The organism is Alicyclobacillus herbarius DSM 13609 (genome assembly GCF_000430585.1).
Lineage (GTDB): Bacteria > Bacillota > Bacilli > Alicyclobacillales > Alicyclobacillaceae > Alicyclobacillus_G > Alicyclobacillus_G herbarius.
The window spans coordinates 121977-143908 of sequence record NZ_AUMH01000002.1 but is presented as its reverse complement, the minus strand read 5'-3'; the positions used below and the strand labels follow the sequence as shown (position 1 = coordinate 143908).

Genomic DNA, 21932 nt, shown 5'->3' with positions numbered 1-21932 from the left:
CTCCACTCCCCAGCCGGCTTTTATGCGGGCTGGGGTTCTGGGATGATGTGAACGTCGGCGCGGGACATAAATGGCCGATAGACTACAGTGACGACGCGGCCAGGGTATGGCTCCGATTTGGCCGTGAAAGTGCGCAATGTGGCCGTGGAAAGACACAATTTGGCCGCGGAAAGATGCAATTTGACCGTGGGACCTATGGTCGGCTATGAACGTAGCCGCGGAACCGGAGGCGGCCAAGGGAACGCGGCTGCCCCGGGACATTGAATGGCCGACCGGGCCACTTTTTGACCCGCCAGTCGAGTGCAAGGGGATACCCCGAACGGAAAACCCCTACTCGTCCCGTGGGCTGAGAATACCGCCTCGTCTCGAACTTTCCGTTTCTCTTTGGCGATTGCGTATATACTAAGTATACATGGAAGAGGGGCTTGCGTCATGTTTAGGGGAAGAAGGTTTTTGGTTGGAGGCTTAGTGGTTTTCCGCGCGGAGCTCTAGGCAGGCTTCAATCGCGTCAAGTCGGGCCGCCGCTTTGTCTTGACGGCGTTCCAAAAGTGGAATCCGGCTGACGTGCCGTTCAATAGCTTCCATGCGGAACTCGACCTTGCCCAGACGTTCATTCATCTCACCGACCTGCTCTTTGAGTTCGGCCACATCGTTGGTGAGATCGTCTACCTTTTTCGTCAACTGGGCCACCTGCGTGTTGGTGTTCGCGACGATGTGTATTAATTCTTCTGTCATCGCCTCCATATGTTCCAAGCGCTGTTCCCACTGTGGTTTATCCACTTCAAACCACCTCCGCTTCAGACGATATGGCTTCATGATTCGTCGGCATGGCCCAGGGTCCTGCCGGGATTGACAAAGATAGACAAAGCTTCACGATTGGATTGACCTCGCGATGGGCCGAGGTCCCTTCTGGAACTTTCCGTTTCTCTTTGGCGATTGCGTATATACTAAGTATACATGGAAGAGGACTCGGCATCCCTGTCGAAGAGAGGAGCACGTTGGTTGGAAAAGCCACGGCAATCGCAAGCAAGAAGCATCGATGTGGGCGGACGGGACGGTATCCGAAATGGGCGGCGGTTCATCCGTTACCTGTATGTGTACGTCATCGTGACCGGAGCGTCCGTGATGGCGCTGGAGCTCGCGGCGTCTCGGTTTCTGGCGCCCTACTTTGGCACCTCAATGATTGTCTGGGCGAATGTGATTGGGCTCATCTTGCTGGCGCTGTCGGTCGGCTACGTGGTTGGTGGACGCGTGGCCGACCGGTGGCCGCGAGTGCGGCTGCTGATGTGGCTGTCGCTCACGGCCGGGATGTGGATGGCGACGCTGCCCTTGTGGGGCCAGGTCATCTTTCGCGGCCTGGCACAGGGCATCTTGAACACGCCGATGACGACCATTATTCTCTCGTTTATCGCCATCCTGCTGGTGTTTGCACCGCCGGTGTTTCTGTTGGCGATGGTGAGTCCGTTTGCCATTCGCTTGGCGTCGGGTGCAGCCAGATTCGGCGCGCCGCAATCGGGTGTGAACCATTCCGGCAATCTTCCTCACGGCGTGAGCGTATCGAGTGTGAAGGCCGCGGACACGGGCCCTGTTGGCGGCGGCGCCTCTGGCGAGCGGCAGGCTGCTCACGCACCAACGCTCGACATCGGGCGCGTGGCCGGCAACTTGTACGCCTTTTCTACACTGGGCAGCCTCATCGGCACCTTTGGCACGGCGTTTCTCACCATTCCGTTTTTCGGTGTGAGGGAGACGATTTTCTTCTGGGCGGCGGTGTTGGTGGCGGCGAGCCTGTGGGGGCTGGTGCAGGCCGACTGGCTGCGTATCGGCGCGGCGCTCGGGTTGGTTCTGGTGCTGCCGCCGCTGGCGTCCGGCGCCCTACCGGGGCCGACCAGCCCGTACGGGAAGGTGCTGTGGAGCAAGGACACCCTGTACCAACACGTCGCAGTCGTGCGGGAGACGGACGGATCGACCGCGCTGATTTATAACGAGGGCGGCGGCGTCCAGTCCCTGCGCCGGCCAGGCGACGCGCTGAACCCGGGCGACTACTACGACGACTACCTCGCGCTGCCGTACCTGCGCCAAAGGGCGTCGCGAGTGGTGGTGCTGGGGTCTGCCGGTGGAACGATTCCCCACCTGCTCGCCAAGTACGTGCGGCCAGAGCGACCCGATTTGCGCGTGACGGGCGTGGAAATCGACGGCGACGTGATTCCGCTTGACTTCCGCTACTTTGGCGTACGGCCGGGCGACGCGCGGTTTGTCAACCAGGACGCGCGGGTGTTCGTCCAGCAGGCGCCTGCGCACGCGTACGATATCGCGATTGTCGACGCGTACACCAACCAGATCTACATCCCGTACGAGCTGACGACGGTCGAGTTTTTCCGGGAGCTAAAGCGTCGCCTGACGCCGGGCGGGCTGGTGGCGATGAACGTCAATGCGACGAGCACCCACTCGCGGCTGCTCTTGTCCATGGAGAAGACGCTCCGCGTGGTGTTTCCGTATGTGTACCGCATCAAGGCGCGCGGGATGTACAACTACATCGTGCTGGCGAGCGATGAACCGGTGTCGACGGCGGGCCTGAGGAACGTACGGTCCGGCAGCCCGCTGGCCCAGGTGGCCGCGGATTGGCCACAGCGGCTTGGGCCGGTCACGGCTCGGGATGTGGCCGGCGGCATGGTGTTGACCGACGACCGGGCGCCGGTGGAGATGCTGACCGATTCGATGATCTTCGGCGCGGCGAGGGAGCGCTAGGAAGACGCCTCCCCATCCCAGGTGCCGCTGTAAGGAAACGCATATAGCTGGCCTCATGGACATGGACATCGTGGTCTGAAGCAGCAGCACGGCACATGCGACTGGGAAGCTCAACCTGACTGCGTCGCCTTGTTGCTCCCCCTCTCCTCGACGCGAAACAGCTTCCAGAACCCGAAGGACATCGCCCACACGAAGATGAATAGGGCAACGAGAAGAAAGCCTAGACGGCCCAAATCAAGCTGTTCAATCCAGTCCCAGGGCGCGTTATGCAAACCGAGCCGTGGAATCAAAACTTGGGCCAGTTCAATCACCCCAATTAGCAGCGCGGCCGCCACGCCCAGACCGGTTACAGCAAGATTGTAATACACTTTCCTGAGCGGAGTCGAAAAGGCCCATCGATAGGCGGTCGTCATAAAGACGCCATCCGCGGTATCCATCAGGCTCATACCGGCCGCGAACAGGACGGGCAACGCGAACACACCCGCGAGCGGAATGGCGTTTTTCACTGCGATGGCCGACACGGCCAGCAAGGCCACCTCGCTAGACGTATCAAAGCCGAGTCCGAATAGAAGACCAATCGGGTAAATATGTGAACTCTTCGTTACCATGCGCAGCAATGGCTGGACAAGACGCGCCATAAATCCGCGCGACAGCAAGAGATTTTCAGCTTGCTGTACCGCATGGTCGCACGTGCGCATCTGGAGAAACAACCGATACACATCGAACAGAATGAATAAATTCGCACCGCCGATGATAAGCAAGAATACCCCAGACACCAGCGTTCCAAGCATACCTCCGACGGTTTGCAGCTGAGGTAGATGTCGTTCTGCGACGTGAACAGATAGGATTGTAAACACCGTCATGCAAGCTACTACAGTCGAGTGTCCCAGGGAAAAGAAGAATCCGACACCAATTGCATCCTTTTGCTGTTGGATCAATTTTCGTACCGTGTTGTCGATAGCTGCAATATGGTCAACGTCAAAGGCATGCCTCAATCCGAAGGTGTACGCCAAGAAGGCCATCCCGATGAGGGCAGGGTTATGGTGCGTAGAGACAATGAGCAAGGTAATGCCCAGCACATGCAATCCCCCGACCGGGACGGCGTATCGCAACCATCGACGTTGATTCACTGACAATCTCCTCTCCGTGATTTCTACACCTGTATGGAAAAATATCCGGGCGTATTTGCCGAAAAATTCGGTTCTCACTGCACCGGCGAATGCGTGGATTTCACACGGTCCCAGCCATCCTGTAATTGAAACACCAACGACTTCACCGTAACCGGAACGACGCCGGCCGGCTCTATCTTTCGACCAATGTCCACATAATCGAAATCGTGCAGGTGGATGCCGTCCAGGATTAACAACGGACACTTCACACTGAACTCGTCCTGCAGGAGGCGGCCCACGATTTTGGCGATGTCGCGGTCGAACAGAATGGTCACCTGCCGTCGCCCGCAGACCGAAGTCGGCAGACCACGGCATACCCCTTCGCACAGAGCGCGCATACGCTCATATGTCGGAAGACCACGAAAGTGGAACGACAGCGCTACATCAGATTTTCCTTCTTCTAAGTCGAACCGATGAAAGTGATCAAGAATCTGTTTCCCCATTGCCACTGGATCAATATCGGAGGTTAGGTCACACGGAGGGTGCAGAACGGGCACGTTACGCACCGGCAACACCCGTGGACTCGATAAGAAAATGGTATTTCCGCTTACCTGCACACTGTACTCAGACGCACCGACCACCGTAGCGCGCAGACATTCCCCTCCGTGCAGCAAAGGACCAAACTGCCCACGTTCAAACTGTCGGCGCACAGCCGCTCCGAGAAAGCGACCGAGATCGCCAAAATCCTGGTCACTAAGACCGTAGACGTATTCCCCCACGCCCCCCGAGAATACGACTCCATCATAGGGCCCGCGCCGCTGCAGAGGAGGAGTAACGTACAGCTCCTTCACGCTGTCTGGGAGCGGTTCTGCTGCCAAGGCACGAGACAGCTGCATGGCCAGCCACTCGGCAATCCTTTCCTTGTCGGCGGTTGACATCACCTCCCCAACCGCTAAGGGAATGCCTAGCTCCTCCGCAATCTTTCGTCCGGCTGGCTCCAACCGCGTAACCCGTCCGGAAGGGTCAGTCGCCAGCAAACGGCCGCCAATGTGTAATGCGGCCGTTTCTACGACACGGCCCACTTCGACCACGGAAAGTTTCGTGGTTCCCCCGCCGATGTCTACATTTAATAAGCAAGATTGTTGTTGATGCGACAGATAAACGGTTCCTGAACCATACGCCGCGAGTAGAGCCTCCATGTTATGTCCAGCGATTGCGCATACGAACCGCCCGCCCTGCCGAGCCAGCATGTGGGCAATGGCCTCTGCGTTTTCCCGCCGAATGGCCTCGCCAGTCAGAATGACCGCACCCGTATCCACGCTTGTGATGGGAATCCCAGCTTCCCGGTAAGCCTGGGCAATGTACGCTTCGAGCTGGCCCTCGTCAATTCGATGCGGTCCAGAATACGGGGTCAGCCAAATGGAGGAGCGATAGACCGACTTTCGCTCCACCACCTGGTATCGGCTGGATAGGTCACTCCCCAATCTGTGCAACGTGAGTCGAGAAAACGCCACTTGTGTGGAAGCGGAGCCGATATCCATGCCTACGCTCATGAGTTCAAAATGGTCGGACAACCACAGACCATCCGTCTCCGGGGACCAGTCTTCATCGTCGTGGAAGTGGTCATCGCCGGTCTCATGCATCCACAGCGGAAGACCATGTACGTCAGAGTTTACAACCGGTTCTACATTCATCGGCCCAAGCCGTCCTTTGCGAGCTGGGCACGTTCAGACTCATACACGGGCTCCATTTTCGACTGCAACCCGTGCTTGGCGAGTTCACTCTCAAATGCCCTGCGAATCTCTGGGTCTTCATCGGCGTAATCAATCTGATCGCCGCCAAGACGCTTGCTGATCCAGGCCTTTGGCACACCCTGCTCATTCCGAATCGCGGTGCCTTCATACTTCAATGCAAGGTATCGGGCCGGCGTCGGACCGGTGTTGAAATGCTGATGATACCAGCGATCTGGCGGTACAATCATGCTGCCCTCTTTCCAGTCGTATCGCCGCAATGGAGAGTTTTCCGGCCACATGAAACTGAACCCCTCGCCGCTGAGAATGATGACGTGTGCGCCTGGACCATGCAGGTGCGCTTTTTTATACGTCCCAACTGGGAATTCGGAGATGTGACTGTTCATGGAGCCCTTCGCTAAGTTGAACCGGATGTGGCCGCCGCCCGCCCCGCGCTCTTTGGCGTGAATGAGTGGCAAAGAACGGGTATCCGCCACAAAGTTGGTCTCGAGAAGAAACCCTCTTTGCGTCCCCTCATTGGCAAAATAATCGGGTTCCCCGCGAAACCGGCTGCGAAAATCGTACGGCGTGTTGAAAACGAAGTCGGTCTCTCCGTAGAGATTGATGACCATGGGCGCATTCGTCACGGCGAGAAAACGGACCTTTTCCAGTCCGGATCCATTGAAGTGTTGATGCCAGCAGTTGAGTGGAATGGCGAACAGTGACCCTGCCTGCCACTCGAACGTCACCCTTGCCCCCGCGTCATTCCACACCGTGGTCGAGCCGTGGCCGTCCAATACATAGATCATTTCTTCGTACAACTGGCGCTGTGGTGCCAGTTTCCCGCCAGGAGGGATATCACACACGTAGCAGTCGTTGGATGTGCGTGAGGACTCGTGATTGATGAAAACCCCGAAGCCCCCGCGCCGTGGCCACGGTTTTACTTCCACCGTGTGCAAATCCGGGATATAATGCGCCGAAATGATGTCGAGTCCTTCCTCGCGCACCCAAGCCGTATACCTCGAATCTTTTTCCGTGGCAAATTTACTCGCTAGCTCTTCCGACACCTTGGCCATTTCATTCACCTCCGCGTAATCACTTCTGGCTCAAAATCGGGCTACGAGTTCTTCTTGCAAGCCGTCCTGCCAAGGAACTCCTTTTGGCAGAATTCGGTCGCACCCTCGTACGTTGCGGTACGTGTCCGGATTCGTCCCGCGCGGGGACTTACCGGCGGCTACGTCACGGGTCGCTTCCAGGAGCAACTGTCTCGCGACGATGATGGCCGCGTCAGCCGAACCCAAACGTTCCTTAGAACGGTCGATAATGGGTAGCATCGTCTCCTGCAAGGCAAAGTCCTGAGTGTTGATTCCGGAGATGCCCGTAAACGTTCTTGTACGTTGCACTTCTCTATCAATCAGGTAATCGTTCGACTTGTTTCTCTTCAGTCGATAGCCAGGAAGCATATCATCCGGTCCACGCCCGAACAAGGCTTCGTGTTCCAAACAGTACTCCCGCGGCAGTGGCTGCTGTGGATCGGCAGAGTAAAACCAGTTATAGACGCAGCAGTGTTCATCATCCACGGGAACCCAAATATGACCATTCACGGACGGGTAACGCTCTGGCTCGCCTGTGCTCCAATTCGTCATGTAGCCCCGCATCTGTTGTGCCGGCATGATGAATTGATAAGCTCGTACGTAATTTCCGTCACTCCCAAGGTCGCGGATGCCTACGTAAGTGAATCCATAAGGCTGCTTGTAGACTTCCAGCTTTGGGGCGGTGGCACGAGTGCGCAAAGCCTTCTTATCCTGCAGGTTATTATTGTGTGCGAAGGAAGAGTGCGAAGTATCGATCCCGCCCTCGAGTGCCTGTAAATAATTACAATCCTCAAAGGTCTTACTGACAAATCGATGGGTCTCTGGCGCTCGCACCCACTCGTAGTCCGGATAGGGAGGCTGTTCATCTGGGGGTCCCATGTACGTCCAAATGACGCCTCCCCCCTCCCAGCAGGGATACGAGACCGTCTTGACTTTGTGTTTAAAGTTGCTTTCCGGAGGTTCGTTGGGCATATCCACGCATTGTCCGGACACGTCAAATTTCCAGCCATGATAAACACACCGAAGTCCACACTCTTCATTCCGTCCCCAGAACAGATGCGCCCTCCGATGTGGACAGTAAGCATCCAGAAGTCCCACTCGCCCATTCGTGTCCCGAAATGCGACGAGGTCTTCACCGAGTAGCCGCACGCGAACCGGCGGACAGTCGGGTTCCGGTAGCTCTTCGGACAAAATAGCCGGTATCCAATATCTTCTGAATACTTCTCCCATAGGTGTTCCCGGACCAGTCCGTGTGATGCGCTCATTGTCTTCTGCCTTCAGCATCGTCTTCACATCCTTTTGCCAGTGTCGTTCTCTTCTCAATGGTCATTGTAGGTGTAGAGACGTGCAGGGAGGGCCATGGTTTCCGGTCTGTGGAACACCACCAAAGAATTTTTTCGGTCTCAACCCGGGGTGCGCCGATAAGACCGCAAAAGGCAATACAGATGCGCAGATAATTCCCGATAGGTATTATTCGATAGCGTCTAGCTGCTCCGTGATCAGTCGGCTATACACACGCATTTCACGCACATAGGTCTGAATCTGGTGGGGAAAGAATTCCGATTTACTAACAGTAATACTCAACGCTGCGAGCACTCGCCCCCCCTCCGAGCATACGGGTACGGCAACCGAACATACACCCTTGGTTGACTCTTCGTAGGTAGTGGCGTACCCGTTCCTGCGGATCGCCGATAACTGTTCTCGAATGACCTCTGGATCTACAATGGTCCGTTTCGTATGCGCTTTCAGAGGTCTGCACAAGACACGCGTGATTTCTTCCTCGTCTTGATACGCCAGCAATAGCTTTCCGACTGCCGTACTGTGACAATCCACTCGCTTTCCGGCACTGCTGAACCGGGTCGTCTCTTTGTCCTCAGGCAACTTACACAGATACACGACAGCCCCGCGGTCATAAACCGCCAGTCGGACCACCCGGCGTACCCGATGCATGAGATCCACCAGCAACGGGAACGATTTGACACGGATTTCCATGCATCGGTACGGGATAGAACCAAGCACGAAAAGTCCTAGCCCAAGGCGGTATTTATGTGTGCGGGCATCCTGATCCACCAATCGCATTTCGCCGAGCGTATGCAAAAGCCGGTAGACGGTACTCTTCGCGATGCCAAGACGAGCGCTCAACTCGCTTATTCCCATCTCCGGCTTTTCATCGGAAAACTCGTGTAAAATACGAATGGCATTGTGAACCGATGACAGATGTGCCATTTCTCGAGCCACTACATGTATCCCCCCTATACACGTACGCGATCCGCACACCTGAGCGGCCGTTATATCCGGCAGACGACCAGCCCCCTGGTCGTCCAGACCGTTTTTTGTATAAAGTCGCAATGGAGACACCCAACAACCTTATCCTCGTTACCTTTCGCCCAACCCAGGAGATACGGCCACCAATAAGGGATTCGGTTCGCCCTCTCCGCCAGCCGTCCGAAGTGCCATATCCGTATCCTGTAAGCCAAAATGGTGGGAGTTTAGCAGATGTATCGGAAATCGACGGGAAGCAATGCAGTCGATGGCCATTTCGACAGACTGATGGCTATGACCACGTAACCCTTTCACAATGAGGGACTTCGCCACCACCTGGTCGATGTCCCATTCCGGGATTGTCTGGTGTTTATAAGCGGCCAACGCCACAATCCCACCGCGCCTCACGATCTCGAAGGACTGTTTGACCGGCTCCCATCCCCCCGATGTCACATCAATGGCCACGTCTACACGTCTTCCTCCCGTGAAGTCGAGTACCTTGTCAAGCAAGTCCTCACGCGTCACATTGACGATGGCGTCCGCACCGAGTTGCCGTGCCAATTCAAGTCGCTTACGACTGCTTTCACGGCCAACCACGATTACGGTCGCGCCCAAGGCTTTGGCGGCCAACAGACAAGCCAGTCCTTGCTGCCCAGGCCCCTGAATAACCACGATTTGGCCGAATCTCACATGGCACTCCATATCCATCCACTCGAAGCCATTCGCGAGTGGCAATGTCATCACTGCTTCCACTGGAGAAACGTGCTCAGGCATGCGATGCATGACCGCGTTGGGATGAAGGTAGAGGTATTCCGCAAATCCACCCCACAAGGCCGGAGTTACGTCAATCGGTGTATTTCCGTACCGTAGGCCGCCTCGTCGGGAGTCCGTAAAGGCGCACGCACGATACCTCCCCTGCCGGCATTCCCTGCATTGCCCGCATGGAATGTACTCCTCCATGGCTACTCGATCTCCTTCACGGAGCCCCCACCGCTCTGCAGCATCCCTCCCGATTCCGGCAACAAACCCCACGACATGATGACCGAGGATGCGCGGTCGCTGAATTGTCGCGTAATTGGCGACATCGGTTCCACAAACGCCCACCGTCTCTACCTGCAGGAGGCCACCATCATGTGGTACCTCGGGCATCGGAAATTCCCGCAGTTCCGTTTGTTTCGGAGCGCAAGCGACCGCTGCCAACACCGTGTTGCCCATAAATGTGCACCTTCCCACCTATATATTCGCACATGAAATGAAACCCCACCAGTTCAAATCTAGAAATTTATCATTAAAATAGATATATTTTGTGATTTTTTTGTACACCTTAGATCGTTGTTGATAAAGATACACCCATGGCGAAACGCTCGCGAAGGGAACACAGGGATTGCCGTGAAACACGGAAACCCCCGATCACGAGCGATTAAATATGAAGACAGAGACAGTTCAGCCACGTCGAATTCCTGGTGGCGCATCATACGCCAAAACGTCTCTTCCACTTCCATAGATAAGGGATTCAAGTCCACACCTTGCACTGTTACGGAGCCGTCAAACAATGCCGCCACCCGGTCATAATTCCAACACGCAAAAGATAATTGCAACTTTCCCACAGAATCCCTCTCGCAACTACCAAGTCTGAATCTCTGACTGTCCCCCGCCCGTGCGTCCCAGGTCTACCAGACTTGAATGATGTCCGCCAAGCGTGCCGCTTCTTCCGGAGTACGGACGTCCTCTCCATTGCGGCGGGCGACTTCCCACTCGTCTCTATCCTCGCGAATCCCAAAGATAACGGTGATACCACGTTGTCGTAATTGCTGCGCGTACCATCTTCCGTCCTCGCGGTATCCCAGAATGGCTACGATTTTTCCGCAATGCAATCCGTAATAATCCGAATCCACACCCACCACTCCTGCCTCTTGTCCATCTATCCACATAACGAACCCAATCTATCGACGTTGGAGAACCGCCGCCACCCATTCCGCATCAATTCGTTGATTAGGCACATACTCTGGAGCGTTTTCCAGTTGTTCCAAGTCATTTAACCCCGAATATTTGTAGATGCGGTTGATGGCCGAAATCAGTCTTGCTGGCTTGTCGGGGTTGGCATTGAAATGCTGGTGAATCGTATTCGGTGGAATGTAGATCACGTCGCCTGCCTTCCATTCGAACCGCTTCACTTCATCCTGTGGCTTCCAATGGTATGTGTCGGTTATCTCTACATCACAGTCTTGGTGAAGGTCGTATCCTCGACCTTCCAAAACGTACAAGCATTCCTCCGCGAGATGACGGTGTTTCCCAGATCGGCTGCCGGGCGGAATCACCTGCATGTAGGCGTCGACTGTCTCCATTCGCGTGTTCATCTGTTCGTTAATCATGTGTTTGAGGATGCCCTGGGGCGCCAGTTCCCACGGCATCTCCCAGGGGTGAATGATTTTTTTCCTCCCTTGGTCGCGCTGTGGTCTCTCCGTTGCATCATCTAACATGTCCTGATAGAACGACAGGGTTTCATCCCCTTGATTCCACACCTTCGACTCTCCCCAAGCCATGTTCGTAGCCTCCCATTCTGCTTTTTTGCGCCCTGACCACACTAGAAAAACGTCACTCTTCGTCGGTCCGCGGCACGAAGCCCACACCGTTCGGCGTCGGCTCCGTTGGACGCGGAATCACCGTTTTCTGGAACAACATGTTCATGAACATATACATGGGTTTTGTCTTGATGACCAGTGCTCGCGCGGGTTTGAAAGGGTCCGCGTTATTGTGCTGATGGACGCAGTTGTTGTGTACGATGGCGACGTCGCCTGCCTGCCAATCGTAGCGAATCCCGTCATGGATCTCGTACCCGCTGCCGTCGAGAATGTAGAATGCCGCTTCGTTGACGTGTCCGTGTTTCTGCGACTTCCCTCCGGGTGCATATTCCTCTACGTGAATATGCAGTGTTTGACCGAGTCCGTCGACCGGTTCAATGTAGTGCTTGCTGAACGTCTGAGGTCCGTCCGTAAACTTAATTTCGTCACCGCGCCGAACTCGAGGCAGTGACCGTAATCGCTCTAGTTCCTTTTTCAGACTGTATTCACCCTGAATTGCTCGTACAAATACCCGGTCTTTCTTGCTGTGGTAGTGCGATTCGCTCCCCACATGTATCCCTCCCTCACAATCCTTCATGGGGATAATATACATCCAGGACCGAATCGTTAGATAAATCACTTTCTTCTATACGGAACGCTGACGTGATAAACTTCAGTTTCTTTTATGTAGAACAGTCCATACCCATCGAAGATGAGGCCACTATACAATCGAGCTACGTAACGAAGTCTTAGACGGATAGGATACGGAGGTGCAATTCGTGCGGAAATTCGACATAAAAACCCGATTGGCTGTGACCGTCCGACTGTTCGAAGCGCTGGATCTCTTCGATATGAATGGCCACGTAAGTGTCCGTGTAGAAGATGGCTTTTTAACCCATGGCCGACAGGCCGCTCGCGGGACCGTCACATTAAGGGATCTGATTCTGGTGGATTGGGACGGAAAATTGAAACAGGGTGAGCAAGAGCCTCCAAACGAAGTTTATCTTCACTCTGAAATCTATCGACTACGACCGGATGTTCATGCGATTGCACACTTTCACGGCCACTGGAGCAATATCATCAGCGTTGCCGGTATTGCCCCCAGACCGGTCAGTTCTGTCACGTGCGTTCTAGGCAGGGACATTCCAGTTTATCAAGATCCAGATTCTATCAGCGACGCAGAGCGCGGTCGTGAAGTTGCTCACTGTCTCGGCACAAACAAGGTCTTGCTATTACGGGGGCATGGCGTAGTGACAGCCGGAAATTCTCTGGAGGAAGTCTTGGTACTCGCAAAATATCTGGAGATCAATTCTCAACGACAGGTTTTCGCTCGCTTGCTCAATCCAAACGCCCAATTGGAGGACGACGAAATCGATCGCATTGGCGCGGCTCTGTGGACTCCAAAAAATATTGAAAAGTCTTGGACCTATTATTACGAGAAGACTTCGCGTGAAGGAACGTTCATCGGCATCTTGTAACATCGCGTCGAACAGCCCTCAAAGTGTTTGGCAAACGCACCTGAGGAACGGATGAAGGGGGCCGCCTCTTTCCCGTCATAGGAGCCATTCCCCCGCCAGGTGCGTTTGTAGGATTTACATCGACTGTGTACCCGTATTTGACGCTGCGGGTGTGGACCAATTGCTCGTGACGTAAATCAATCCACCAACCACGTAAGATGCTGCCACGACCAAGAAGAAGGCGGTAAATCCCAAATGTTCGACCACAAAAGACAAGATGAGGGGCCACACAGCCGAAGCACCATACGTGATCCCGAAGAACAGACTGTAGGCGTTGGCGTGCTCTGACTGGGCAGTGATGTCCGAGACCAGCGTCTGCTCAATTGGGCTATAACCATACACAAATATGCCGAAGACAACAAGCAACACAGTCAGCAACCAAACATTGAAAGACGCCAGGAAAGCTAGACCAATCCCCAGAAACGCGGCTCCGAATAACCAAAAACTAAGCACCTTAGAGCGATGAAACCTGTCCGAGAGACGCCCCGCCAGTACCGGGCCTACCACACTCGTGACCGTAAAAAGAGTAAACAGGATACCGGTGAACCCCTTGCTGAAGTGTAACTGATTTAACAGGAACAGGGGTACAAACGTCTGTAAGATGCCAAGCCCCTTCCCCCCTGCCGTCACAGACGCCGTGGCAATGAGCCTCCGAACTCGCGGATTCTTCAATGGCCCGAAGAATCCATTCCCCGCATGGACCGCACCATGTTTCGATTGAGGAGCAACCGTTTCTGAGGGCAGGTACACGAACAATAGTGCCGCCACCGCGAATGCGGGTAGACTCAACCAATACAGAGTGTTCCGCCATCCAACCAAAGGGATCAGCACCGTGGCGATGAGAGGCGACACAACGGTTGCGATGTTAGCTACCGCAAAGTGAGTCGCTTGGGCTGCTCCTCGTCGTTCACGGCTGAACCATTTACCGAGCATGGAGCTCGCAACCGGATGATGCGGGCTAGCCGCCACTTGACCCAACGTGACAATCCCCGTCAGTTCGGCGTAATTATGAACTAACCCACAAAGCCCCGTTCCTAAACCAACGCCAATGTTCTCGTAGGCGATGATATTACGGCCTGATAGATACCTGGCGAGGTAGCCGCCGGCACCCTGCAGCAGTCCCCCAATCACGCGAGTGATGGTTAACATCGTGCCTAGATCAACGTATCCGAATCCCATGGATTTCATTAACAGTGGGTAGATCAAAGGCAATATAGCGCCTCGCATATGGGTGATGGCATGGGCGGTACTCAGTAGACTCAACCGCAAATTTGCCTCGCGTGGATTGTCTTCTGACAAGTACGACACAACCATATCCTGCACGACAATGTGCACCTCCTCTTCTCATTCCGTATCCCAGCCCCGTTCTGTACTGTCCCAAATCCATCTGCGCCTATGGGCTCCACCTGCTTGTAACGCAACCCAACATGTCTGTTTCAGTATAGGGGTCTCACGAAGGCTCGACAGGACTGGATTCTTACATACGAAACGTTTGCACTTCGCTCGCGAACGCAATGAAATTGTGTTCCATATGCAAGAAAGTGCGGCCTTCTCTTCCGATCCAATGCCCTATACTGGGCCACAAGTTATTCATCAAAGATTCAAAACCGAGTGTCATTAGTACAAAGCAAAAACAAGCACTTTGGTCCATGTGAAGGGGAGGATAAGATGGGGAATCGTAAGTGGTTAACCATTGCCGCGTCTATGTTAACGCTTTCTTCTGTTGCTGTTGGATGTGGAACCAGTGGTAGCTCCCCCAACTCCGTCGCAACAAGCGGGAGCACCACAGGGAATCAAAACAGCACATCGACAGGCAACACGGGCTCCGCAAAGTCAGCTTCAGATTTCTTCAAAGGAAAAACGATGCAGATTATCGTTCCGTACGGTCCCGGAGGCGGCTATGATCAGTGGGCTCGCCTAATTGCTCCCTACCTCCAGAAGTATCTGGGCTTGGGCAAAGTTGAGGTTGTGAACGTCCCAGGGGGCGGCGGACTTGTCGGTACAAATCAGATTTACAACGCAAAGCCGGACGGTCTCACCATTGGCGACACAAACGCTGGCGGCGATGTATTCGACCAAATCGACAACGCTCCAGGTACGAACTTCGATGTGACGAAACTAACGTGGATTGGACGACCGGACGATGACCCTCATATTATCGCCGTTCACACCAATGGCCAATACAAGTCCTTTCAGGACTTGCTGCATACCCAGAAAACGATCAAGGCTCTGGCAACCGGCAAGGGCAGCTCAGATTACAACTCGGCGGTCATTGCGCTGAATGCGTTCAACATTCCATTCACGATGGTCGCTGCGTTCAGTGGCAGCAAGGATGAGAAGGCTTCGTTCCTGAGTGGGAACGGCGATACCATTTCGTTGTCTGCCTCCGACATCGCGGAGATTCCCGATCAAGCCAAGGTCGTACTCTTACAATCCGCAGAACCATTTGACAAGTTACCCAATGTGCCTACGGTCATCCAGCTGGCACAACAAGCGGGACTCAGCGAACAGAAAATCAATGCCCTAAAAGAAATGGCGAAGATCAATGACCTCGGTCATGCGTTCATCGCACCTCCCGGTATCCCAACAGATCGTGTGGCCGCACTGCGAGACGCATTCCAGAAAGCCATGTCCGATCCGTCGTTTGTTGCCCAGGCAAAGAAGGAAAACCTCTATGTAGGCTACCTATCGGGAACCGATTTAGCGAAGATTGCGCAAAACGCCGTGGCGAATACGAGTGACCTGAAACCTTTACTGCAAGCAAAGTAGATTCCTACCGGCAGCTTCCAAGGAGGTGGTACTGTGTTTTCCGCAATATTGGCTGGATTTTCTTCGCTTCTGACGGTACATGGAATGCTGCTCTTGCTGCTGGGCTCGCTGCTCGGCACGTTAATTGGTACCATTCCTGGCCTGGGTGGAGCCGTGCTGCTCACCATGCTTCTTCCCTTTATTTACGGTATGCCCGTAATTCCAGCACTCAGCCTGCTGTTAGCTGCGCACACGGGCATCTACTTCAGCGGCTCCATCACGGCCATTCTGTTGAACACTCCGGGCGCTCCCGAATCCGCCGCCACCACCTTTGACGGATACGCCATGACCCGGCAAGGGAAAGCGGCCAGAGCGCTTGGGGTATCCGCCGTTTCCACGACCATCGGCGGCTGGATTGGCGTTGTCCTTTTGCTGGCTGTCATACCCTTGATGTATCAACTCATTCATTTGTTTCAGCCGTCTGAATATCTAATGCTGGCCATTTTGGCCATTGTCCTGATTGGACAAATGCGGTCCGGATCGCTGACTAAAGGTTTGCTCTCTGGTTTGTTTGGTTTAATGATATCGTTCGTGGGTTACGACCCGATTACGGGCGTGCAGCGGTTCACCTTCAACCTGATGTCCCTCTACAACGGTTTTAATATTACCGCGGTTGCCCTGGGTTTGTTTGCATTTGCGGAAATGTATTCTCTTTACGCGAAAAACAAGGTGGCAGCACAATCCACCAAGATTGGATTCAAAGGAAACGCCCCCGGTGCTCGAGTCGCAGATGGGATTCGAGATGTGTTCCAGCACTCCTGGTTGATGATACGCTCCGCGATTCTGGGCACCCTGCTCGGAGTGGTGCCCGGCATTGGAGGGGTAGCGGCGAACTTCATCTCGTACGGGCAAGCAGTCAAGACCTCCAAACACCCGGAGAAATTCGGAACGGGCATTCCAGAAGGCATTATCGCTCCGGAATCGTCCTCGATTTCCAAGGAGGCAGGCAACCTCATTCCCACAGTGGCCCTGGGCGTTCCGGGAGGCGTCGGAATGGCCGTCTTGATGAGTGGATTTACGATTTTAGGAGTGGTACCCGGACCGTCCATGCTGAACCAGCATCTTGACGCCGTTTTCGCGATGGCTCTGGTCATTGCGATTGGCAGCGTGCTCTCGAGTGCCATGGGTTTAGGGATGGCTCCCCATCTGGCGAAATTAAGTCAGCTGCCCAGTCGAATTATCGTACCCTTTATTCTGGCGCTCGGCACATTGGGTGTCTACGCTGCCGAAAGGGACATGGGGCAGATTGTGGTCATGCTGGGTTTCGGATTGGTTGGCCTGATGATGAAGCGATTCCAATACTCAATCCCCGCAGCGATGATTGGCTACATTCTTGGTTCCGTCGCTGAAAAAAACCTATACCTCGTCCAACAATTGCAGGGTTGGAGGATATTTGAACGCCCACTGACCGACCTTATGGTCGCTATCATCCTGGCATTGGTCATCGGACCCTACGTGCGCCGTTCCAAGAAGCATGTGCCGGCTCACAAGCCAAAGGAGGCGAGTCTGTGAAAGTCCTGCGCGGAGAATTTTTTATTGATATCGCCTGGGTGGTGGTTTCAGCGTGGTATATCGGGGTCTCTATGCATTATCCACCGGCCGGGCGATTGATCCCGATGGTCGTGGGGATAGCTGCCTTGGTGGTGGGAGTGGTTCAGCTGATTGGAAATTTTGTCCCTGCGTTGCGCCCATTCACGCACCAGCGCAACGTGGAGAGAGTATCCGGTGACCGAGTATCTGCTTTGGCGAGAAACCCCGATGCCCTAGTGAACTCACCCACGGCCGAGACACGTGAATCCATGGCCGAGATGAACTCCGCTTCGGCGCTTCTTTCCCAAGCGACAGAAACTGAACGAAGTGAGAACGTTCGCCAATGGACGGCCATTCTCTGGTCCGCCGGGCTCGTGGCAGGCTTGTTCTTGTTTGGATTTCTTGTTAGTATTCCTCTGTTCTTTCTAGCCTACTTTACCTTGCAAAAGAACCAGCGGAACTGGAAACTGGCCATTGTTTCCGCCATCGTGATGGGCGCTATCACGTTCGGTGTGTTTGACCAACTTCTCGGATTACACCTGTACAACGGACTGATATTCACGTCCCTAGCTGGATGAGGTACAGCGGCGGTATCAACCCTCAATTTTCGTACCGCGCCGCAAGAAGAAAGTGCCGCAACCAGAATTTGAATGCAATATACCTCTCATTTGACGCGTTAGACCCCTGGCCGCCTTGAGCTCCCGATGTAGCTGAAGGCAACCAGGGGTCCGCTGGGCAGAGCATCGCCGCCCCTATGTGAAGGAAACCGACAGAAACAGATTGAAGACGATGTAGAAGAAGATACATGTGCCGACTGCGGATACTAGAGACTTCCACCACGGAATGCGTCCTTCTAACCAAGTTACCAGAAACACGAACAACCCAGTGGCAACCAAATAGCCCATGACCTTCATCCCCACCGCAAACGCAGTGAGCCAACAAACCCATCTCAGCAGCCGCAGCCATTCCCGGGCTGAAAGACCCGAGGTTTCCCGAACAGGCGAAGCCGTAGAAAAAGAGGTACTTGAACCTCTCCCTTGACTATACACGAACCTCAAAATTTTACGGAGTCTCGGAGATAAGTCGGCGAGAAACAAGAAGAAGGTCAAAATACAGCCCGTAATCGCGATTGGCAAGGGGAGTTCGCGCGCCATGAACGGGTACGTCCCCCCTACCACGGCAAATGCGAGGAATATCACCAATAAGGCGAGATCGACGAGTAGCGTGTCAATCGACGTTGTGAATTTCTCCGTGAATTTCACCGACGGTACTCACCTTCCTAGCACCGATTTGCTTTTTCGAGCGGCCGGGACGAAATGCAAGGAATAGTACAATCAACACCACGCACAGCAGTCCAACTGAGATGGGCCGGGTGAAAAAGCCCTTCCATCCCATGGCCAACAACGTCTGGTTGAATGACGTTTCCATCAAACTACCAACCATCAGGGGGATTACGAGGTTGATTTTCGGAAATTCGAACCGGTCCATGATAAACCCTAATACACCAAATACCAGGGCGACGGCCACGTCACCGATTAAGCCGTTCAACGCAAAGGCTCCCACGACCGACAGCGCCATGATGATGGGCGCAAGAATGCGTTTGGGAACCAATATGAGTCGGGTGAGGTAACCTCCGACAGCCAAAACGATAGCGGCAGTGAGCACGTTGCCGACTACCAAGGCATAGATGACCATCAACACCTTATCTGGAGCCGTTTGTACGAGTCGAGGTCCTGGGTCAATTCCCAGAACGGTCAGTGTTCCGAGCAGCACAGCCATTTCCACATGGCTTGGGATACCAAATAACAACGTCGGAATGAATCCGCTTGCATCCTTGGAATTATTCGCGGCCTCGGGCGCGATGACACCACCGATTTCTCCCGTCCCGTAACGGTCCGGATGCTTGCTAAATTGTACGGTCTGACCGTACGCAATAATGGTCGTGATTGAACCTCCGACTCCCGGAATCATTCCCATCAGGGTCCCGACGAGATTACCGCCGAAAAACGCACCAAAGTGGTGAAAGACCGACTTCATCCCGGCCCACACACCATGCAGCCGACTCCCTATGTTTGCCGTTTCGGCCATCCTATCGCCTTGCAAGATCATGTCGATAGCCTGGCTGATGGCAAACAGTCCAATTAAAGCGGGAACGATATCAATTCCGTTGTACAAGTATAAGTTGCCAAACGTGAACCGGACCGTTCCTGTTACCGGATCGGACCCGATGAACGCGATCATCAGACCGAGTGCAACCGTTATCATTCCTTTCCAAATGGACCCCTTCTGGGAGATTACGGCTACCATGCTCAGACCGGTAAGAGCCATCATAAAGAACTCGGGATACGAGAAGGCCAGCACCACCCGCTCACCCAGCGGTAGAATCAGCGTGAGTAAGACGGCACCAATCACCGCGGCCAGGATGGCACTCATCGCGGAGGCCCCTACTGCGTACCCGCCGCGGCCTTGACGCGTCAGTGGATACCCGTCAAAACTGGACGCGACACTCGGTGCGTGACCCGGAAGATTGAGCAGAATCGCAGTGAGGGAGCCAGACAGCGGAATCGCACTCATCGCACCAATCATCATCACAATTGCTGACGTATGGTCCATTTTGTATGTTATAGGCGTCAGTAAAGCCAAAACCTGCGGTCCGCCTAAGCCTGGAAGGATGCCGAACAACATGCCTACGAGTACCCCAATCACCAAAAACAAAGGCGCTGGCCAGGCAAAAAATGCCCCGACGGCAGGTACGAGGTGGGCAAACACACGCAGCACTCCTTTCCGTCAGTGATTGATTTCTGCCTTGATCTCCGGAGCGTACTTTTTCATCAACTGAATATCCGTACGGACCTCCTTGAGGGTGTCCTGCCCATCCAGATATTGCGTCGACTCGTTGGCCGCCTTCATTTTCGATATGAACTCCGGATCATGAACCGCCTTCTTGAGCGCACTCCGTAAAACGGTCAAATTCTCCTGTGGGACACCTGGTGTTGTGCCCACCACACCTACCAGCCTTGCGATGGCCGCAAGCTCCGGATGGCCCAACTGAGCAATGGTCGGGACATTCGGTAGCTGGGGTAGTCTTTGTGACGCGTTCACCCACAAGGGCTTCAATAGGCCGGCTGACATCTCCTGGCGCAACGCCGGATACGGAAATTGAACCAAGTCCACAGTACCCTGAGAGGCAGCGAGCACACTTTGGGAGCTTCCACCGCTAGGTACCGTAGTAGAGTTCTTTATACCCAACGACTTCAAGGTGATGAAGCTAATCAACCCGGCCGTCGTCGTAATACCCGTGGTCCCTACTTTTAGATGTGAAGCCTTTTGTACATCCCGCAGGCTATTCAAACCGGAGTGCTTTGAGGCCGCAGCCACATAGGGCATCGCGAACACCTGCCCAACCCACGAGACCTTCGTAAGGTCGTAGTTCCCCTGACCAATCAGTGGTCCGAGCGCAATCCCTGGAAGCGTGAAATAGCCGATGGTGTATCCATCCGGTTGCGCATTGATAACCTGCATGTCTCCAATCACACTGTTACCGCCAGGAACATTCTTGACAATCACGGACGGGTGATGAGGCAGGTATTTTGTAAGATAGGGTGCAAGGAGTCTCGCTGTGGTATCAAAGTCCCCGCCTGGAGCATACGGAACAATGAATGTTATCGTGTGTTCAGGATAAGATGAGTCCCCTTGTTTGGTGACCGAGCTGGTGTTACCTGCACCTGCGGACGTGGCACCACACCCCCCTGCCGTGGTCAGTATCCCCCCTAAGCCGAGAACAGCTATCATGTTTTGCATCCGGCGGCACTTGGACCGCTTGCCCCGATTAAACCTCAATGCCGGTCCCCTCCTATTATGTCGTTCCGGAATCCACGAAACCCGCCTCGTCCGACCCGGAACTCACGAAAGAATATAAATAGAGCTGTATTCTAGATTTTCAGTATATCAGTCGCATATCGGCTGTCTAATGCCGTGTTTCATATAGCAGAACAAAATAGAGTCCGGTATGCTGTGTAAAAAGGGATGGCGACCCTGGGCATAAATATGAGCCATCCACCCCTCTTTGGTTGAATGTGAGGCTGGTCAGAACCACATCATGAGGAGGATGGATAGACCAAAATCGGATCGACAGATGGGTAGAATGTGGAAAGCGACAGTGTAGGGAGATTCGCACATCCAATGGGAGGGCGGACTATGCGGTTTGTCGCTTGCCAATGGTTGCGGTCAAATTCTCGGTGCGTAACCCGGAAATAAATTGCATAGCGCACATTCGGTGAAATGTTCGGAGCGTGTGCGAGCTCATAGTGCGCGAACACGACGTCGCCCGGTTCCACCATCAATTGCAGGGGTTTGGGCATGTCGACCTTTGGCATGCCATCCAGCAGCGATTCCGCGCCGTGTTCCCGGAAGTACTTTTCAAAGATACGGTGGGTCCCGGGCCAGACCGTAAAGTTGCCGGCATTTTCTTGGCGGACAGAGCTCAGGTAGACACCCACGAGCATCGTGAAATTTTGGATGGTTCCTTTGGGCACTCCGTTCGTTGGAGTATGCATGCCATCCAGGTGTCCCCCCC

20 protein-coding genes are annotated in these 21932 nt (G+C 54.3%); 5 read left to right on the top strand and 15 right to left on the bottom strand.

Annotated elements, in window-relative coordinates; translation table 11 throughout:
* Positions 1 to 465: 465 nt before the first annotated feature.
* Entirely contained in the window at positions 466 to 780 is a 315-nt protein-coding gene (locus tag H522_RS17070) for a hypothetical protein (RefSeq protein ID WP_035452173.1), read from the bottom strand.
* Between the two features lie 222 nt (positions 781 to 1002).
* On the opposite strand from H522_RS17070, the gene H522_RS0102115 reads away from it, so the two are divergent.
* The gene (locus tag H522_RS0102115) at positions 1003 to 2745 is read left to right on the top strand and encodes a spermidine synthase (RefSeq protein WP_026961037.1); all 1743 of its coding nucleotides are present in this window, start codon (positions 1003 to 1005) and stop codon (positions 2743 to 2745) included.
* 110 nt (positions 2746 to 2855) lie between these two features.
* On the opposite strand, the gene H522_RS0102110 is transcribed toward H522_RS0102115, so the two are convergent.
* The 9 genes from H522_RS0102110 to H522_RS0102070 form a co-directional block, all read right to left on the bottom strand.
* Complete coding sequence (locus H522_RS0102110) at positions 2856 to 3875, bottom strand: HoxN/HupN/NixA family nickel/cobalt transporter (protein WP_026961036.1); 1020 nt, start codon at positions 3873 to 3875, stop codon at positions 2856 to 2858.
* A 74-nt stretch (positions 3876 to 3949) separates the two neighbouring features.
* The gene (locus tag H522_RS17065) at positions 3950 to 5548 is read right to left on the bottom strand and encodes an ethanolamine ammonia-lyase reactivating factor EutA (protein ID WP_051343688.1); all 1599 of its coding nucleotides are present in this window, start codon (positions 5546 to 5548) and stop codon (positions 3950 to 3952) included.
* On the bottom strand, positions 5545 to 6660 hold the full coding sequence (locus tag H522_RS0102100; protein ID WP_026961035.1) for a cupin domain-containing protein: 1116 nt from the start codon (positions 6658 to 6660) through the stop codon (positions 5545 to 5547). Before H522_RS0102100 ends, H522_RS17065 begins: the two co-directional genes overlap by 4 nt.
* Before the next feature lie 30 nt (positions 6661 to 6690).
* Positions 6691 to 7908, bottom strand: a complete 1218-nt coding sequence (locus tag H522_RS0102095; RefSeq protein WP_273368280.1) for a Rieske 2Fe-2S domain-containing protein — start codon at positions 7906 to 7908, stop codon at positions 6691 to 6693.
* Between the two features lie 240 nt (positions 7909 to 8148).
* Positions 8149 to 8916 carry an IclR family transcriptional regulator gene (locus H522_RS17060; protein WP_051343686.1) on the bottom strand — a complete coding sequence of 256 codons (768 nt, stop codon included), beginning with the start codon at positions 8914 to 8916 and terminating at the stop codon, positions 8149 to 8151.
* 138 nt (positions 8917 to 9054) lie between these two features.
* The gene (locus H522_RS0102085; protein ID WP_026961033.1) at positions 9055 to 10155 is read right to left on the bottom strand and encodes a zinc-dependent alcohol dehydrogenase; all 1101 of its coding nucleotides are present in this window, start codon (positions 10153 to 10155) and stop codon (positions 9055 to 9057) included.
* A gap of 455 nt (positions 10156 to 10610) precedes the next feature.
* Positions 10611 to 10835 (bottom strand): Rossmann-fold NAD(P)-binding domain-containing protein, encoded by a 225-nt coding sequence (locus H522_RS0102080; protein ID WP_162143468.1) that lies wholly within the window; start codon positions 10833 to 10835, stop codon positions 10611 to 10613.
* 48 nt (positions 10836 to 10883) lie between these two features.
* On the bottom strand, positions 10884 to 11483 hold the full coding sequence (locus H522_RS0102075) for a cupin domain-containing protein (RefSeq protein WP_026961031.1): 600 nt from the start codon (positions 11481 to 11483) through the stop codon (positions 10884 to 10886).
* A gap of 52 nt (positions 11484 to 11535) precedes the next feature.
* Positions 11536 to 12072: a cupin domain-containing protein gene (locus H522_RS0102070; protein ID WP_026961030.1), complete on the bottom strand. Its 537-nt coding sequence runs from the start codon at positions 12070 to 12072 to the stop codon at positions 11536 to 11538.
* A 208-nt stretch (positions 12073 to 12280) separates the two neighbouring features.
* Between H522_RS0102070 and H522_RS17055 the strand changes: the two genes are divergently transcribed.
* Positions 12281 to 12979: a class II aldolase/adducin family protein gene (locus H522_RS17055; RefSeq protein WP_051343683.1), complete on the top strand. Its 699-nt coding sequence runs from the start codon at positions 12281 to 12283 to the stop codon at positions 12977 to 12979.
* A 114-nt stretch (positions 12980 to 13093) separates the two neighbouring features.
* On the opposite strand, the gene H522_RS0102060 is transcribed toward H522_RS17055, so the two are convergent.
* Positions 13094 to 14332: an MFS transporter gene (locus H522_RS0102060; protein WP_245577985.1), complete on the bottom strand. Its 1239-nt coding sequence runs from the start codon at positions 14330 to 14332 to the stop codon at positions 13094 to 13096.
* 549 nt (positions 14333 to 14881) lie between these two features.
* Between H522_RS0102060 and H522_RS20265 the strand changes: the two genes are divergently transcribed.
* Genes H522_RS20265 through H522_RS20260 form a run of 3 tightly spaced genes read left to right on the top strand, consistent with a single transcriptional unit; the run spans position 14882 to position 17934 of the window.
* The gene (locus H522_RS20265; protein WP_051343681.1) at positions 14882 to 15787 is read left to right on the top strand and encodes a Bug family tripartite tricarboxylate transporter substrate binding protein; all 906 of its coding nucleotides are present in this window, start codon (positions 14882 to 14884) and stop codon (positions 15785 to 15787) included.
* Positions 15788 to 15820: 33 nt separating this feature from the next.
* On the top strand, positions 15821 to 17338 hold the full coding sequence (locus tag H522_RS17045; RefSeq protein ID WP_051343678.1) for a tripartite tricarboxylate transporter permease: 1518 nt from the start codon (positions 15821 to 15823) through the stop codon (positions 17336 to 17338).
* Entirely contained in the window at positions 17335 to 17934 is a 600-nt protein-coding gene (locus H522_RS20260; protein ID WP_051343676.1) for a tripartite tricarboxylate transporter TctB family protein, read from the top strand. The genes H522_RS17045 and H522_RS20260 overlap by 4 nt, the downstream gene beginning before the upstream one ends.
* A 174-nt stretch (positions 17935 to 18108) precedes the next feature.
* On the opposite strand, the gene H522_RS0102040 is transcribed toward H522_RS20260, so the two are convergent.
* The 4 genes from H522_RS0102040 to H522_RS17030 all read right to left on the bottom strand — a co-directional run bounded on the left by H522_RS0102040 (position 18109) and on the right by H522_RS17030 (position 21912).
* The gene (locus H522_RS0102040) at positions 18109 to 18555 is read right to left on the bottom strand and encodes a tripartite tricarboxylate transporter TctB family protein (protein WP_281173064.1); all 447 of its coding nucleotides are present in this window, start codon (positions 18553 to 18555) and stop codon (positions 18109 to 18111) included.
* Positions 18556 to 18583: 28 nt separating this feature from the next.
* Positions 18584 to 20125: a tripartite tricarboxylate transporter permease gene (locus tag H522_RS17035; RefSeq protein ID WP_051343674.1), complete on the bottom strand. Its 1542-nt coding sequence runs from the start codon at positions 20123 to 20125 to the stop codon at positions 18584 to 18586.
* Between the two features lie 18 nt (positions 20126 to 20143).
* On the bottom strand, positions 20144 to 21196 hold the full coding sequence (locus H522_RS0102030; RefSeq protein ID WP_026961027.1) for a Bug family tripartite tricarboxylate transporter substrate binding protein: 1053 nt from the start codon (positions 21194 to 21196) through the stop codon (positions 20144 to 20146).
* Between the two features lie 257 nt (positions 21197 to 21453).
* Positions 21454 to 21912: a phytanoyl-CoA dioxygenase family protein gene (locus H522_RS17030; RefSeq protein ID WP_051343673.1), complete on the bottom strand. Its 459-nt coding sequence runs from the start codon at positions 21910 to 21912 to the stop codon at positions 21454 to 21456.
* Positions 21913 to 21932 lie beyond the last annotated feature (20 nt).

Bases quoted from the DNA above. Each gene is read 5' to 3' on its own strand.
- H522_RS17065 (WP_051343688.1), bottom strand. From the start codon at position 5,548: ATGAATGTAGAACCGGTTGTAAACTCTGACGTACATGGTCTTCCGCTG.
- H522_RS0102100 (WP_026961035.1), bottom strand. From the start codon at position 6,660: ATGGCCAAGGTGTCGGAAGAGCTAGCGAGTAAATTTGCCACGGAAAAA.
- H522_RS0102095 (WP_273368280.1), bottom strand. From the start codon at position 7,908: ATGGGAGAAGTATTCAGAAGATATTGGATACCGGCTATTTTGTCCGAA.
- H522_RS0102085 (WP_026961033.1), bottom strand. From the start codon at position 10,155: ATGGGCAACACGGTGTTGGCAGCGGTCGCTTGCGCTCCGAAACAAACG.
- H522_RS0102075 (WP_026961031.1), bottom strand. From the start codon at position 11,483: ATGGCTTGGGGAGAGTCGAAGGTGTGGAATCAAGGGGATGAAACCCTG.
- H522_RS0102060 (WP_245577985.1), bottom strand. From the start codon at position 14,332: ATGGTTGTGTCGTACTTGTCAGAAGACAATCCACGCGAGGCAAATTTG.
- H522_RS20265 (WP_051343681.1), top strand. From the start codon at position 14,882: ATGCAGATTATCGTTCCGTACGGTCCCGGAGGCGGCTATGATCAGTGG.
- H522_RS17030 (WP_051343673.1), bottom strand. From the start codon at position 21,912: ATGCATACTCCAACGAACGGAGTGCCCAAAGGAACCATCCAAAATTTC.